Source organism: Serratia bockelmannii (assembly GCF_051803255.1).
In the GTDB taxonomy this organism is placed as follows: domain Bacteria; phylum Pseudomonadota; class Gammaproteobacteria; order Enterobacterales; family Enterobacteriaceae; genus Serratia; species Serratia bockelmannii.
In genome coordinates, this window is record NZ_CP196512.1 from 1,139,294 (window position 1) to 1,153,107 (window position 13,814).

The window sequence follows — 13,814 nt, forward strand, 5'->3', positions numbered from 1 at the left end:
TAAAGGTTGACCGCCGGACCTGTTTTCACTAAGAATGGAGCTTAAACCTTCCAGCAAGGGTAAGGTCAAGGAGGGGAAATGAATATTAGCGACGTCGCGAAAAAAACCGGGTTAACCAGCAAGACGATTCGTTTTTACGAAGAGAAAGCGCTGATTACCGCCCCGATCCGCAGCGACAACGGTTACCGCCACTATTCCGCCAAGCATGTCGAAGAGCTGACGCTGCTGCGTCAGGCGCGGCAGGTGGGCTTCAACCTGGACGAGTGCCGCGAACTGGTGGCGTTGTTCAACGATCCGGCCCGCCACAGCGCCGACGTGAAGGCGCGCACGCTGCAGAAGGTGGCGGAGATCGAAAAGCACATCAGCGAGCTGGGGAACATGCGCCAGCGCCTGCTGACGCTGGCGGAACAATGCCCGGGCGATGAGGGGGCGGAGTGCCCCATCATCAATAACCTGGCGGGGTGTTGTCGTTCTAATTAACGGCTGATGGCGCGGATCACCAGCGTGACCCCTTCCACCGCCACCACTTCCACCTCGGTGCCGGCGGGCAGATCTTCCGCCGCCTGCGCGCGCCAGCTGCTGTCGCCGATATTAATGCGCCCCATACCGTTGTGCATCGGCTCCGTCAGCGTGGCGCGGGTGCCGATCAGCTGGCGGTTGCGCTGGTTGAGCACCGGCGACCCGCCGGATGCGGCTGCCGGGCGCCGACGCAGCCAGTACCACCACAGGTAAGCGACGACGACGGTCAGGACGGCGAAGATCATGCCTTGCCATGCCCAGGAAAGCGGCGGCAGTAGCCAGATCAGGGCGCCGACCAACAGCGCCGCCACACCGCTCCACAGCAGGTAGCCGCCGGCGCCGAGCATTTCCGCCGCCAGCAACACGCCCCCGAGAGAGAGCCAGAACCACAGCGGATTCGCCGCGATCAGTTCGAGCATGATTATTTGCCTTTGCTTTCTTTCAGCAATTCGGTAATGCCGCCGATCGAGCCGAGCAGGCTGCTGGCGTCCAGCGGCATCATCACCACTTTGCTGTTGTTGGAGGAACCAATCTTTTGCAGCGCGTCGGTGTATTTCTGCGCCACGAAGTAGTTCACCGCCTGAATGTTGCCGCTGGCGATGGCGTCGGATACCAGCTGGGTGGCGCGCGCCTCGGCCTCGGCGGCGCGTTCACGCGCTTCCGCCTGCAGGAACGCCGACTGGCGTTCGCCCTCGGCCTTCAGGATCTGCGATTGTTTCTCCCCCTCGGCGCGCAGAATGGCCGCCTGACGCACCCCCTCTGCCTCCAGAATGTCGGCGCGCTTGGTGCGCTCGGCCTTCATCTGGGCGTTCATCGAGGCGATCAGTTCCGCCGGCGGCCGCACGTCGCGGATCTCGATACGGGTGATTTTCACCCCCCAAGGATTGGTCGCTTCATCGACGATGTGCAGCAGGCGGCTGTTGATGCTGTCGCGCTGCGACAGCATTTCGTCGAGCTCCATCGAGCCGAGCACGGTGCGGAAGTTGGTCATGGTCAGGTTGACGATCGCCTGTTCGAGGTTGCTAACCTCGTAGGCGGCGCGCGCCGGATCGACCACCTGGATGAAGCACACCGCGTCGATGGCGACGTTGGCGTTATCGCGGGAAATCACCTCTTGGGAAGGGATATCCAGCACCTGCTCCATCATGTTGATTTTGCGGCCGATGCGGTCCATGAACGGCACCACCAGGTTCAGCCCCGGCATCAGCGTTTTGGTGTAGCGGCCGAAGCGTTCTACCGTCCATTGGAACCCCTGCGGCACAATTTTGACGCCGGCGAACACCACAATCAGCGCGACGACGATCACGATGGGAATAAAAGTAAGCATGCAAACCTCCTGTCAGACATATGTAAACAGATATTACGTCAGCGCCGGAAAAATGCCTACTGATACCGCGACTTAATCCAGGGCGCTGACGCAACCCGCGAGCGGTGGATCCCGCGTCTGGAACAGAGTGTTGTCACGACAAGTGTGGCACAGCTGAAAAATAAGTATGCCTAAATGGCATGATTTCAATAATTTTTATTCATTTCATGCTGTTGCTCGCCTTGGCTAGAGTAAAAACACCCCCTGTATTTACCGTCAAAAAGTTGTCATTTTTATTTGCGACTATGCTTTTTGAAATGACATTTCGGCCAAGGATTGTTATGGATTCGCTCAGTGTTGATGAACTCGCCCAGAAGAAGGATCGTTGGTATCGCATTGTGGAGGAGATGTTGGCGGAAGCCGGCGTCGCCATCAACGGCCCGCGCGCCTGGGATATCCGGGTGCATAACCCGGCGCTGTTCAAACGCATTTTGCAGGAAGGCTCGCTCGGCTTCGGCGAAAGCTATATGGACGGCTGGTGGGAGTGCGAACGGCTGGACATGCTGTTCACCCGCATTCTGCAGGCCGGCGTCGATGAACGGTTGCCGAAAAGCCTGAGCGACATCGCGCGCATCGCCTATGCCCGGCTGTTCAATCGCCAATCGCGCAAGCGTGCCTGGCAGGTGGGCAAAGAGCACTACGACATCGGCAACGACCTGTTCCGGGCGATGCTCGATCCTTATATGCAATACTCCTGCGGCTACTGGAAAGAGGCGCAGACGCTGGAGCAGGCGCAGCAGGCCAAGCTCAGGATGATCTGCGAAAAACTGCAGTTGAAACCGGGCATGACGCTGCTGGATATCGGTTGCGGCTGGGGCGGATTGGCGCAGTTTGCGGCGCAAAACTACGGCGTCTCGGTGCACGGCGTGACCATTTCGGCCGAGCAGCAGAAGCTGGCGCAGGCACGCTGCGCCGGGCTGGACGTCGAGATCTTGCTGCAGGATTACCGCGATCTGGATCGTCAGTTTGATCGCATCGTGTCGGTCGGCATGTTCGAGCACGTCGGGCCGAAAAACTACGACACCTATTTCAGCGTCGCGGCGCGCAACCTGAAGCCCGACGGTCTGTTCCTGCTGCACACTATCGGTTCCAATCAAACCGATCTCAACGTCGACGCCTGGATAGACAAATACATCTTCCCCAACGGCTGCCTGCCTTCGGTGCGGCATATCGCCGAGGCCAGCGAAGGGCGTTTCGTGATGGAGGATTGGCACAACTTTGGCGCCGATTACGATCGCACGCTGATGGCCTGGCTGGAGAATTTCAAACGGGCGTGGCCGGATCTGATGGGCGGTTATTCCGAGCGCTTCGAACGCATGTTCACCTATTACCTGAACGCCTGCGCCGGCGCGTTCCGTTCGCGCAACATTCAGCTGTGGCAGGTGTTGTTCAGCCCGGCGGGCGTGGAGGGCGGGGTGCGGGTCTATCGCTAATCCCCGTCATATTTCAAGCTGGCTGCACGTTCGAGCCCTGGTCACTTAGTTATCTAAGCTCCCAGGGCTTTTCACATTTGCCGCCTGGATGCAGCTTCAAGTATGACGGATATCAGTACAGCAGGGAGTACAGCTGGCGGCGATATTTAGCGGCCAGCGCGTCGCCGGTGCCGAGCGCGGCCAGAATGTCCATCAGGGTTTTGCGCGCGCTGCCGTTGGCGGCGGCCAGATCTTTCTTCAGATGCCCCATCAGCAGTTCCAGCGCTTCTTCGTTACGCCCGACCTGATGCAGCTGCAGCGCCAGCTGCACCGCCAGTTCGACGTTGTCCGGCTGCTGCTGCACCTGTTGTTGCAGCTGCTGGATTTCCGGCGTGTCCGCCGCCTGCTTCAACAGTTCAATCTGCGCCACCAGGCCCTGATAGCGGGTATCGCGATCCTGCAGCGGGATGGTCGCCAGCACAGCTTCGGCATCTTCGCTGCGGCTGAGGGCGATCTGGGTTTCGGCCAACGTCAGACCGATGTCGCTGCGCTGCTGGCTGCTCTGCCAGGCGTCTTTCAGCAGCGGCAGCGCTTCGGCGGCGTTGCCGGCGGCCAGCAATTCTTGCGCCTGCGCCAGTTTCAGATCTTCTTCCTTCGGCAGGAAACGCTGCAGCAAGTCGCGGATCGCTTCTTCCGGCTGCGGGCCCTGGAAGCCATCGACCGGCTGACCGTCTTTAAACAGGTAGACCGTCGGAATCGAACGCAGCCCGAATTGGGAGGCGATCATCTGTTCGGCGTCGCAGTCCACCTTGGCCAGAATGAACTGACCGGCGTATTCCGCCGCCAGCTTGTCCAGCACCGGCGTGAGCTGCAGGCAGTGTTGGCTGCGCTCGGACCAGAAGTAGAACAGCACCGGAATGGACATCGACTGTTCCAGCGTCTGGTGCAGGTTAGTTTCGTTAATATCAACAACAGCTTGAGCTAGCATCTTTTTTCTCTCTGATCGTGCGGAGCCATGGGGTGTAGATGGGGGCGCGCCGCCATTCTTCAACCCCGTCGGGCGAATTAAGCGTTGCTGCGCAGCAGCCAATCCAGACAGCGGCCCGGCAAAATGCGGCGCAGCACGCTCATCGCGTGCGCCAGCAGGGTGACCGGATAGCGCAGTTTGGCGCGCGGGCTTTCCAGCGCGTGGCGCAGTTTGGGCAGAATGGCCTCCGGCGGCAGCGTCAGGCGCTTGGCGATGCCGGGATTGTGCACCGGTTTGTCGCTCTGCGCCTGGTTGACGTTCTGGCTAAAGTGGGTGGAGATCGGCCCCGGTTCGATCAGGCTGACCTGAATGCCGCTGCCGTGCAGCTCCATGCGCAGCGCGTCCGACCAGGCTTCCAGCGCGAACTTGCTGGCGGCGTAGGCGCCGCGCCCGGCGCTGGAAACCAGGCCCATCACCGAACTGGTCTGAATAATGCGCCCTTCGCCGTGCGGCAACATCGCGGGCAACAACAGTTGGGTCAGTTGGTGGGTGCCGAACAGGTTGGTGGCGAATTGCCGCTCCAGCTGGCTGCGCGAAATACGGCTGAGCGGGCCGTAAACGCCGAAACCGCCGTTATTGAACAGGCCGTACAGGCGGCCGTCGGTCAGCGCGATCACCTCGGCGGCGGCGCGCTCGACGCTGGCGCTGTCGTCCAGATCCAGCTCGATGCCTTCCAGCCCGAGCTGGCGCATGTTTTCCACGTCCTGCGGTTTGCGGCAGGCAGCCAGCACCCGGTAGCCGCGGTTGCGCAGATCCTGCGCCGCAATCAAGCCTATCCCGCTGGAACAGCCGGTTATCAATACCGCTTTTTGCATAACTTTACCTAGTGTACGACCCTAATTTAGTGAGACTCATGCTTTACTAGAGGCTCCAGGCGCTCCGCCATCCAGGTGGCGATAAACGGCTGGGCGTCCCCATTGGGATGCAATCCGTCATCCTGCATCCATTCCGGCTTCACCACCACCTGTTCCATATAGAACGGCAGCAGCGGAATGTTGAACTGTTTGGCCAGCGCCGGGTAGACGGCGCTGAACGCTTCAGTATAGCGGCGGCCGTAGTTCGGCGGGATGCGGATCTGCATCAGCAGCGGCTGCGCGCCGGCTTGCTGCACCAACGTGATGATTTGGCCGAGATCGCGCTGTACGTCCTGCGCCGGGAAGCCGCGCAGGCCGTCGTTGGCGCCCAGCTCGATCAGCACCCAGCGCGGCTGATGCTGTTTCAGCAGCGCGGGCAGACGCGCCAGCCCCTGCGCGGCGGTGTCGCCGCTGATGCTGGCGTTGACCAGCTGCGGCGCGCCCGATTTTTTCTGCCACTGTTCGGCCAACAGCGTCGGCCACGCCCGCTCGATCGGCAGGCGGTAGCCGGCGCTTAAACTGTCGCCCAAAATCAACAAGGTATCGGCGGCGGCAGCGCGTAAACTGAATAATCCCAACAGCAAAAGGAAGGGAAGATGCCAGCGGAAAACGTTCTTGAAGTTCATCATCTTAGTAAACACGTTGGTCAGGGTGAGCATCAGCTCACCATCCTTACCGGAGTCGAGCTGCTTGTCAAACCCGCGCAGACGATCGCCCTGATCGGCGAATCCGGATCGGGGAAATCGACCTTGCTGGGCATTTTGGCCGGGCTGGATGACGGCAGCGAAGGCGAGGTGCGCTTGCTCGGCGAGTCGCTGACCGCGCTGGACGAAGAGGGGCGCGCCGCGCTGCGCGCCAGGAATGTCGGCTTCGTGTTTCAGTCGTTCATGCTGGTGCCGACGCTGAACGCGCTGGAGAACGTGCAGCTGCCGGCGCTGTTGCGCGGCGAGAGCGACAGACAGAGCCGCGAGCAGGCGGTGCAGTTGCTGGAACAGCTGGGATTGGGGAAACGGCTCGATCACCTGCCGGCGCAGCTGTCCGGCGGCGAGCAGCAGCGCGTGGCGCTGGCGCGCGCCTTCAGCGGCCGACCGCGGGTGCTGTTCGCCGATGAACCGACCGGCAACCTCGATCGTCAGACCGGCGATCGCATCGCCGACCTGCTGTTTTCCCTCAACCGCGATTTTGACACTACCCTGATCCTGGTGACCCATGACGAAACCCTGGCGGCGCGCTGCCAGCGGCGGCTGCGGCTGCGTGAAGGCAAGCTGTGGGAGGAAGCATGATCTGGCGCTGGTTCTGGCGCGAATGGCGCTCGCCGTCGCTGCTGATCGTTTGGTTGGCGTTGACGCTCTCCGTGGCCTGCGTGCTGGCGCTGGGCAGCATCAGCGATCGCATGGACAAAGGGCTCAGCCAGCAGAGCCGTGACTTTATCGCCGGCGATCGGGTGTTGCGCAGCGCGCATCCGGTGCCGGAAGGCTGGCTGCTGGACGCGCAGCAACAGGGGCTGAAGGTGAGTCGTCAGCTGTCGTTCACCACCATGACCTATGCCGGCGATCGGCCGCAGCTGGCGGACGTGAAAGCCACCGATTTGGCCTATCCGCTGTACGGCAAGCTGGAAACGCGCCCGGCCAACATCCAGCCCGAACCGGGCAGCGTGCTGGTGGCACCGCGTTTGCTGGCGCTGCTGAACGTGAAAGTGGGGGATTCGCTCGAGGTGGGCGACACCACGCTGCGCATCGCCGGTGAAATCATTCAGGAGCCGGACGCCGGCTTCAACCCGTTCCAGACCGCGCCGCGCATCATGATCAACCTGGCGGACGTCGATAAGACCGGCGCGGTGCAGCCGGGCAGCCGGCTGACCTACCGCTACATGTTCGCCGGCGCCGAGCCGGATATTCAGCGTTACGAAGCGCGGTTGACGCCGCAGTTGACGCCGGATCAGCGTTGGTTCGGGCTACAGGAGTCCGGCAGCGCGCTCGGCAAGTCGCTGCAGCGCTCCCAACAGTTCCTGCTGCTGTCGGCTCTGCTGACGCTGCTGTTGTCGATCGCTGCCGTGGCGGTGGCGATGAGCCACTATTGCCGCAGCCGCTACGATCTGATTGCGGTGCTGAAAACTCTTGGTGCCGGGCGCGGCGCGCTGCGTAAATTGATCGTCGGCCAGTGGCTGGCGGTGATGGCGCTGGCGGCGGTGTGCGGCGGGGCGATCGGGCTGGCGTTCGAAGCGCTGCTGATTCGCCTGCTGAAACCGGTGTTGCCGGCTGCATTGCCCGCCGCCGGCGCCTGGCCGTGGCTGTGGGCGCTCGGCGCGCTGGTGCTGATTTCGCTGCTGGTCGGGTTGCGGCCGTATCGCCAACTGCTGGCTACCCAGCCGCTGCGGGTGCTGCGCCGCGATGTGGTGGCCAACGTCTGGCCGCTGCGCTACTTCCTGCCGGTGACGGTGGCGATCGTGGTGGCGCTGTTGGTGACGCTGATGGGGGCCAGCACGCTGCTGTGGGCGATCCTGGCGGGTATGGCGGTACTGGCGCTGCTGCTGGGCGGCATCGGCTGGGGCAGCCTGTTGCTGCTGCGCCGCATCACGCTCAAGAGCCTGGCGTTGCGGCTGGCGGTCAACCGCCTGCTGCATCAGCCGTGGGTGACCATCAGCCAGCTGGCGGCGTTCTCGCTGTCGTTCATGCTGCTGGCGCTGCTGTTGGTGCTGCGCGGCGATCTGCTCGAACGCTGGCAGCAACAGCTGCCGCCGGACAGCCCGAACTATTTCCTGCTCAACATGACCGAGGCGCAGGTGCCGCAGGTGAAAACCTTCCTGCAGCAGCACCAGATCAAACCGGAAACCTATTACCCGATCGTCCGGGTGCGCCTGACCGAGATAAACCAGCAGGTGGCGACCGAACGGGTGCATGAAGACGATCCGGGCGGCGAGGCGGTGAACCGTGAGCTGAACCTGACCTGGCTGGCCGAACTGCCGGATCACAATCCGTTGGTGGCGGGCAATTGGCCGCCGAAAAGCGGCGAAGTCTCGATGGATGAAGGTATCGCCGGGCGGCTGAAGATCACGCTGGGCGACACGCTGACCTTCAGCGGCGATACCCAGGCGTTCAGCGCCAAAGTCACCAGCCTGCGCCAGGTGGATTGGGAAAGCCTGAAGCCGAACTTTTACTTTATCTTCCCGCCGGGCGCGCTGGACGGCCAGCCGCAGACCTGGCTCACCAGCTTCCGCTACGACGGCGACGGCCAGATGCTGACCCAGCTCAACCGCCAGTTCCCAACGCTCAGCCTGCTGGACATCGGCGCGATCCTGAAACAGGTCGGCGGCGTGCTGCAACAGGTCAGCCGCGCGCTGGAGGTGATGGTGGTTCTGGTGGTGCTGTGCGGCGGCCTACTGCTGCTGGCACAGGTGCAGGTCGGCATGCGTCAGCGCCGCCAGGAGCTGGTGGTGTACCGCACGCTGGGGGCCGGCAAACGGCTGCTGCGCCGCACGCTGTGGTGCGAGTTCGCCCTGCTGGGGCTGGTGGCGGGCATCGCGGCGGCGGTAGGCGCCGAGGCGGCGCTGTGGCTGCTGCAGAGCCGGGTGTTTGACTTCCCGTGGACGCCGACGCCGGTGCTGTGGTGGGCGCTGCCGCTGGCCAGCGCGCTGCTGCTGTCGCTGTGCGGCGGCTGGCTGGGCGTGCGCCTGCTGCGCGGCCGGGCGCTGTTCCGCAGTTATGAGGGCTGATCTTGCTGTCGCAGGTCCGTTGCCGCCAAGCGTGGCCGGGCCTGCCGTTTTTCTTGGGCGCGTTACTGGTGCTATTCCTCTTCATGCCTACCTTGAGTGAAATCGATTACATTTATGTTGTGTCAATACGGCTACCTTTGATAATCGGTGCAACGGATATCAGGTCGGTTTCGCCTATTTTATGCATTAATTTATAGGGTTATGCATAAATTAAGCGACTTTATCCACCTTGAAAAACAGCATATCCATTTTTAATGGAATGTAACCGTTTTCACTAATGTGATCGCACTCACTTATCTTCGACGCATTGCCTCCTATCATGTCGCACACTGATGACCGTTTTCTCCTGGAGGCTGTATGAGCGATACCGTCAAAGTGACACCGGCGGAGAAAAGCCCGACTCATGTCGGCATGACTTTTTTCGTCTGTTTTTTAGCCGCCTTGGCCGGCCTGCTGTTCGGTCTTGATATCGGCGTGATCGCCGGCGCCCTGCCGTTTATTACCGAGACTTTTCAGATCACCAGCTCTCAGCAGGAGTGGGTGGTCAGCTCAATGATGTTTGGCGCCGCCGTCGGCGCTATCGGCAGCGGTTGGATGAACTTCCGGCTGGGGCGCAAATACAGTTTGATGATCGGCGCTATCCTCTTCGTGGCGGGATCGCTGTGTTCTGCGTTCGCCCCCAACGTGGAGGTGTTGATCGTTTCACGTATTCTGCTGGGATTGGCGGTGGGGATCGCTTCTTATACCGCGCCGATTTATCTTTCTGAAATCGCGCCGGAGAAAATCCGTGGCAGCATGATCTCGATGTATCAATTGATGATCACCATCGGCATTCTGGCCGCTTACCTGTCTGATACGGCATTCAGCTATACCGGTGCCTGGCGCTGGATGTTGGGCGTCATCACCATCCCGGCCGGGCTGTTGTTGGTCGGCGTGTTCTTTTTACCTGACAGCCCGCGGTGGTTGGCTTCGCGCAATCGTCATGAGCAGGCGCGTCAGGTGTTGGAGAAGCTGCGCGACAGCAGTGCCCAGGCGCAGTATGAACTGAATGAAATTCGTGAAAGCCTCAAACTGAAGCAAAGCGGTTGGGCGTTGTTCAAAGGCAATAAAAATTTCCGCCGCGCGGTTTTCCTTGGCATTCTTCTTCAGGTGATGCAGCAGTTCACCGGGATGAACGTCACCATGTATTACGCGCCGAAGATTTTCGGTCTGGCGGGCTTCGCCAGTACGGAACAGCAGATGTGGGGCACGGTGATCGTCGGTCTGGTCAACGTGCTGGCCACCTTTATCGCTATTGGGCTGGTAGACCGCTGGGGCCGCAAGCCCACTTTGATCCTTGGGTTTATCGTGATGGCCGTCGGCATGGGGGCGCTGGGAACCATGATGAACATCGGCATGAACTCGGCGGCGGAGCAATATTTCGCCATCGTCATGCTGCTGATGTTTATCGTCGGCTTTGCCATGAGTGCCGGCCCGCTGATTTGGGTGCTGTGCTCAGAGATCCAGCCATTGAAAGGCCGCGATTTCGGCATCACCTGTTCCACCGCCACTAACTGGATCGCCAATATGATCGTGGGGGCGACATTCCTGACCATGCTGAATTCGTTGGGTAGCGCTCACACCTTTTGGGTCTATGCGGGGCTTAACGTGCTGTTTGTTTTCATCACGCTGGCGCTGATCCCGGAAACGAAAAATATTTCTCTGGAACATATTGAACGCAATCTGATGGCCGGCAAACCGTTGCGCAACATCGGCTCGCGTTGATCTTTGCGGCAAAAAAAAGGTTCAGCCTGGGCTGAACCTTCTTCTTTTCGGCGGTATAAACCGTTAAGCCAGCTTCTGCTGTGTCCAGGCCAGCCCGCTTTGGTATTCACCTGGCAGCAGCGGTGCCAGCGCCTGCAGCGCCTGGCGCAGATCGGCGGCGCTCGGGTCGTTCAGATTGAGGTGGCCGACCTTGCGGCCCGGGCGCACCTCTTTCTCATACCAGTGCAGATGCACCAGCGGCAGCGACAGCCACTGTTCGTTGACGGCGGTGCCGATCAGGTTGACCATCACCGACGGCGTGCTCACCACCGGCTGCGGCAGCGGCAGGCCGAGAATCGCGCGCAGGTGCAATTCGAACTGGCTGATGGACGCGCCGTTTTGCGTCCAGTGGCCGCTGTTGTGCACGCGCGGCGCCAGTTCGTTGATCAGCAGCCGATCGCCGACGATAAAGCACTCCATCGCCATCACGCCGACGTAGTTCAGCTCGTTCAGGATCGCCGCCAGCATCTGCTCGGCCTGTTGCTGCAGTGCCGGGTTGGGCTGCGGCAGCGCCACGCTGGTGCGCAGGATGCCGTCTTCATGCAGGTTGTGGGTCAGCGGGTAGAATACCGAACGGCCGTCGTGGCCGCGCGCGCCCACCAGCGACACTTCGCCGGAGAAATTGATGCCTTGCTCGACGATGCACTCGCCATAGGCGTCGGCCGGCAGTTCGGCTTCCTGGCCCGGGCGCAAGCGCCATTGGCCGCGGCCGTCATAGCCGCCGACCCGGCGTTTGACGATCGCCAGCTCGCCCAGCGCAGCGAACACCTGCGGCCATTCGGCGGCGCTCGCCAGCAGCTGCCACGGCGCGGTCGCCAGGCCGAGCTGGTCGAGCAGCTGTTTTTGCGTCAGGCGATCCGCCAGACGCGGGAAGATGTCACGGTTGACGAAGGCGCTGTGGGTCGCCAGCTCGCGCGTCAGCGCGGTTTCTGGCCAGCGTTCGATCTCGGCGGTAATGACGCTGTTCTGATACGGCACCGCTTCAGGTTCGGCATCGATGCCGACAGGGTAGACGGCGATGCCCAGCGGTTCGCCGGCCTGGCGCAGCATGCGCCCCAGTTGACCGTTGCCCAGTACGCAAACCGGCTTCATGCGTCCTCCCGCGGATCGGGGTGGTTCAAGACGTCTTCGGTCTGCGCCTGACGCCAGTCCGCCAAACGCTGCGCCAGCGCGGCGTCGTGCAGCGCCAGGATCTGCATCGCCAGCAGCCCGGCGTTGGCGGCGCCGGCTTTGCCGATCGCCAGCGTGCCCACCGGAATGCCGCGCGGCATCTGTACGATGGAGTACAGGCTGTCTACGCCGCTCAGCGCGGCGCTTTGCACCGGCACACCCAGCACCGGCACCAGGGTTTTCGCCGCCAGCATGCCCGGCAGGTGCGCCGCACCGCCGGCGCCGGCGATGATCACGTCAAAGCCGTTGGCGGCAGCCTGCTCGGCGAAGCTGAACAGCTTGTCCGGCGTGCGGTGAGCGGAAACGACTTCGACATGGAAGGGGACATCGAGCTGGGTCAGGACTTCGGCGGCGAACTGCATGGTGGCCCAGTCACTTTTCGATCCCATTACAATTGCGATTTTAGCCCCGGTAGTGGCGGCTGAAGCGGCGTTGGCTCCCATGGGTGTAAGGCTCCTGTGATTTTTCTGGCGTCGGCTGAGGGCCGAATGAGGGCGTAGAGCATACCATGAGCGCACGGCGAGGAAAACGGTTGCGTCGCCGGTTTTCACCGGCGAAAGCGCGAATTTTTACTCGCGCGCCAGTGCGGAATTCAGAATGGGAATGAGATCAGCTCGACGGCGTCGGCGCTGACTTTGATCATCGATCCTTCGACGTGCCAGGCACCCAGCACCGCGCGATGGGCTTCGCCGTTGCTCAATGCCAGCCGGTGCACCGCCGGGCGATGGGTATGGCCGTGGATCATCCAGTGCACGTCGTGGCGCAGCATGGTTTGCTCGACCGCCTGCGGGTTGACGTCCATGATGGCGTCCGACTTGTACTGGTTGGATTGCTGGCTGCGGGCGCGCATCTTGGCGGCGATCTTCAGTCGCCAGCGCAGCGGCATCGCGAGGAACAGTTTTTGAATCAGCGGGTTGTGCACTTTACGACGGAATTGCTGATAGGCTTGATCGTCAGTGCACAGGGTGTCGCCGTGCAGGATCAGGATCCTGCGGCCGTACAGCTCCAGCACTTTTTCTTCCGGCAGCAGCTGCATGCCGCTGGCGCGGGCGAAGCGTTTGCCGAGCAGAAAATCGCGGTTGCCGTGGATGAAATAGCAGGGCACACCGGCCTGTTGCAGCGCTTTCAGCGCCGCGGCGATCTCCGCATGCAGCGGCTCGGGATCGTCGTCGCCGATCCAGGCTTCAAACAGGTCGCCGAGGATGTACAGCGCGTCGGCGTGCACCGCTTCGCGCCGTAAAAAACGCAGAAAACCGGCAGTGATTGCCGGTTCCTGTGCGCACAAGTGCAGATCTGCGATGAACAGCGTACTCATGCAGCCGCGATTACTCGCTGACGGTCACGCTGTTGATCACGACGTCTTCTACCGGTACGTCCTGGTGCATGCCGCTGCGGCCGGTTTTCACGCCTTTGATCTTGTTGACCACGTCCATGCCTTCAACCACTTCTGCAAACACGCAGTAGCCCCAACCTTGCGCGTTTTCGCCGCGGAAGTTCAGGAAGTCGTTGTCAGCCACGTTGATGAAGAACTGTGCGGTGGCGGAGTGCGGATCGTTGGTACGTGCCATTGCCAGGGTGCCGATGGTGTTTTTCAGACCGTTGTTGGCTTCGTTCTTGATAGTCGCGTTGGTCGCTTTCTGGTTCATGCCCGGCTCGAAACCGCCGCCCTGGATCATGAAGCCGTTGATCACACGGTGGAAGATGGTGTTGTCGTAGAAACCGGCGCGGCAGTAGTTCAGGAAGTTTTCAACGGTAACCGGCGCTTTGTCAGCAAAGGTCTTGATAACGATATCGCCGTGATTGGTGTGGAAAGTAACCATAGTTTTAATCCTAACAAGGTGAAGTGAGACGTCACGTAAAGCGAGTGAACATTCAGACCGCCCTTATAACATATCCGCCCTAGCGAGTCAGCAGCGGCTCAACCGTGCACTGTCTGTGGTAATTGTGTTTA

Annotated in this window: 14 protein-coding genes; 5 read left to right on the plus strand and 9 right to left on the minus strand. The window is 61.4% G+C overall.

Annotated elements, in window-relative coordinates:
* The first annotated feature begins 78 nt into the window (after window positions 1-78).
* On the plus strand, window positions 79-480 hold the full coding sequence (gene cueR / locus ACSJLU_RS05370; RefSeq protein WP_025301807.1) for a Cu(I)-responsive transcriptional regulator: 402 nt from the start codon (window positions 79-81) through the stop codon (window positions 478-480).
* Here the strand turns inward: cueR and ACSJLU_RS05375 are convergent.
* Window positions 477-938: an NfeD family protein gene (locus tag ACSJLU_RS05375; protein WP_025301808.1), complete on the minus strand. Its 462-nt coding sequence runs from the start codon at window positions 936-938 to the stop codon at window positions 477-479. The two genes, cueR and ACSJLU_RS05375, sit on opposite strands and share 4 nt — an antisense overlap.
* 2 nt (window positions 939-940) lie before the next feature.
* Window positions 941-1,846, minus strand: a complete 906-nt coding sequence (locus tag ACSJLU_RS05380; protein WP_004940203.1) for an SPFH domain-containing protein — start codon at window positions 1,844-1,846, stop codon at window positions 941-943.
* Window positions 1,847-2,166: 320 nt separating this feature from the next.
* Here ACSJLU_RS05380 and cfa point away from each other — a divergent pair, with 320 nt between their 5' ends.
* Complete coding sequence (gene cfa, locus ACSJLU_RS05385) at window positions 2,167-3,318, plus strand: cyclopropane fatty acyl phospholipid synthase (protein WP_089180611.1); 1,152 nt, start codon at window positions 2,167-2,169, stop codon at window positions 3,316-3,318.
* Between the two features lie 112 nt (window positions 3,319-3,430).
* Here cfa and ACSJLU_RS05390 read toward each other — a convergent pair whose 3' ends face one another.
* From ACSJLU_RS05390 to tesA, 3 genes are all read right to left on the minus strand, one after another.
* Window positions 3,431-4,285 (minus strand): co-chaperone YbbN, encoded by an 855-nt coding sequence (locus ACSJLU_RS05390; RefSeq protein ID WP_025301810.1) that lies wholly within the window; start codon window positions 4,283-4,285, stop codon window positions 3,431-3,433.
* Between the two features lie 77 nt (window positions 4,286-4,362).
* A complete protein-coding gene (locus tag ACSJLU_RS05395) occupies window positions 4,363-5,139 on the minus strand; it encodes an SDR family oxidoreductase (RefSeq protein ID WP_004940195.1) in 777 nt (258 codons plus the stop codon).
* Between the two features lie 26 nt (window positions 5,140-5,165).
* On the minus strand, window positions 5,166-5,804 hold the full coding sequence (gene tesA / locus ACSJLU_RS05400) for a multifunctional acyl-CoA thioesterase I/protease I/lysophospholipase L1 (protein WP_161800806.1): 639 nt from the start codon (window positions 5,802-5,804) through the stop codon (window positions 5,166-5,168).
* Between tesA and ybbA the strand changes: the two genes are divergently transcribed.
* The 3 genes from ybbA (at window position 5,775) to ACSJLU_RS05415 (ending at window position 10,654) form a co-directional block, all read left to right on the plus strand.
* Window positions 5,775-6,461: a putative ABC transporter ATP-binding protein YbbA gene (gene ybbA / locus ACSJLU_RS05405; protein ID WP_004940192.1), complete on the plus strand. Its 687-nt coding sequence runs from the start codon at window positions 5,775-5,777 to the stop codon at window positions 6,459-6,461. The two genes, tesA and ybbA, sit on opposite strands and share 30 nt — an antisense overlap.
* A complete protein-coding gene (ybbP, locus tag ACSJLU_RS05410) occupies window positions 6,458-8,890 on the plus strand; it encodes a putative ABC transporter permease subunit YbbP (protein WP_025301813.1) in 2,433 nt (810 codons plus the stop codon). Before ybbA ends, ybbP begins: the two co-directional genes overlap by 4 nt.
* 357 nt (window positions 8,891-9,247) lie before the next feature.
* The gene (locus tag ACSJLU_RS05415; RefSeq protein ID WP_043135713.1) at window positions 9,248-10,654 is read left to right on the plus strand and encodes a sugar porter family MFS transporter; all 1,407 of its coding nucleotides are present in this window, start codon (window positions 9,248-9,250) and stop codon (window positions 10,652-10,654) included.
* A 63-nt stretch (window positions 10,655-10,717) separates the two neighbouring features.
* Here ACSJLU_RS05415 and purK read toward each other — a convergent pair whose 3' ends face one another.
* The 4 genes from purK to ppiB form a co-directional block, all read right to left on the minus strand.
* Complete coding sequence (gene purK, locus ACSJLU_RS05420) at window positions 10,718-11,785, minus strand: 5-(carboxyamino)imidazole ribonucleotide synthase (RefSeq protein WP_151429010.1); 1,068 nt, start codon at window positions 11,783-11,785, stop codon at window positions 10,718-10,720.
* Window positions 11,782-12,306: a 5-(carboxyamino)imidazole ribonucleotide mutase gene (gene purE / locus ACSJLU_RS05425; RefSeq protein ID WP_025301815.1), complete on the minus strand. Its 525-nt coding sequence runs from the start codon at window positions 12,304-12,306 to the stop codon at window positions 11,782-11,784. The genes purK and purE overlap by 4 nt, the downstream gene beginning before the upstream one ends.
* A 149-nt stretch (window positions 12,307-12,455) precedes the next feature.
* Window positions 12,456-13,178, minus strand: coding sequence for a UDP-2,3-diacylglucosamine diphosphatase (locus ACSJLU_RS05430; RefSeq protein WP_060432577.1), 723 nt, complete (start codon window positions 13,176-13,178; stop codon window positions 12,456-12,458).
* Between the two features lie 10 nt (window positions 13,179-13,188).
* A complete protein-coding gene (ppiB, locus tag ACSJLU_RS05435) occupies window positions 13,189-13,683 on the minus strand; it encodes a peptidylprolyl isomerase B (RefSeq protein WP_025301816.1) in 495 nt (164 codons plus the stop codon).
* Between the last annotated feature and the right edge of the window lie 131 nt (window positions 13,684-13,814).

Excerpts from the sequence above, each read along its gene's own strand:
- cueR (WP_025301807.1), top strand. The coding sequence starts at position 79 with ATGAATATTAGCGACGTCGCGAAAAAAACCGGGTTAACCAGCAAGACG.
- ACSJLU_RS05375 (WP_025301808.1), bottom strand. The coding sequence starts at position 938 with ATGCTCGAACTGATCGCGGCGAATCCGCTGTGGTTCTGGCTCTCTCTC.
- ACSJLU_RS05380 (WP_004940203.1), bottom strand. The coding sequence starts at position 1,846 with ATGCTTACTTTTATTCCCATCGTGATCGTCGTCGCGCTGATTGTGGTG.
- cfa (WP_089180611.1), top strand. The coding sequence starts at position 2,167 with ATGGATTCGCTCAGTGTTGATGAACTCGCCCAGAAGAAGGATCGTTGG.
- ACSJLU_RS05390 (WP_025301810.1), bottom strand. The coding sequence starts at position 4,285 with ATGCTAGCTCAAGCTGTTGTTGATATTAACGAAACTAACCTGCACCAG.
- ACSJLU_RS05395 (WP_004940195.1), bottom strand. The coding sequence starts at position 5,139 with ATGCAAAAAGCGGTATTGATAACCGGCTGTTCCAGCGGGATAGGCTTG.
- ybbA (WP_004940192.1), top strand. The coding sequence starts at position 5,775 with ATGCCAGCGGAAAACGTTCTTGAAGTTCATCATCTTAGTAAACACGTT.
- tesA (WP_161800806.1), bottom strand. The coding sequence starts at position 5,804 with ATGAACTTCAAGAACGTTTTCCGCTGGCATCTTCCCTTCCTTTTGCTG.
- ybbP (WP_025301813.1), top strand. The coding sequence starts at position 6,458 with ATGATCTGGCGCTGGTTCTGGCGCGAATGGCGCTCGCCGTCGCTGCTG.
- ACSJLU_RS05415 (WP_043135713.1), top strand. The coding sequence starts at position 9,248 with ATGAGCGATACCGTCAAAGTGACACCGGCGGAGAAAAGCCCGACTCAT.
- purK (WP_151429010.1), bottom strand. The coding sequence starts at position 11,785 with ATGAAGCCGGTTTGCGTACTGGGCAACGGTCAACTGGGGCGCATGCTG.
- purE (WP_025301815.1), bottom strand. The coding sequence starts at position 12,306 with ATGGGAGCCAACGCCGCTTCAGCCGCCACTACCGGGGCTAAAATCGCA.
- ACSJLU_RS05430 (WP_060432577.1), bottom strand. The coding sequence starts at position 13,178 with ATGAGTACGCTGTTCATCGCAGATCTGCACTTGTGCGCACAGGAACCG.
- ppiB (WP_025301816.1), bottom strand. The coding sequence starts at position 13,683 with ATGGTTACTTTCCACACCAATCACGGCGATATCGTTATCAAGACCTTT.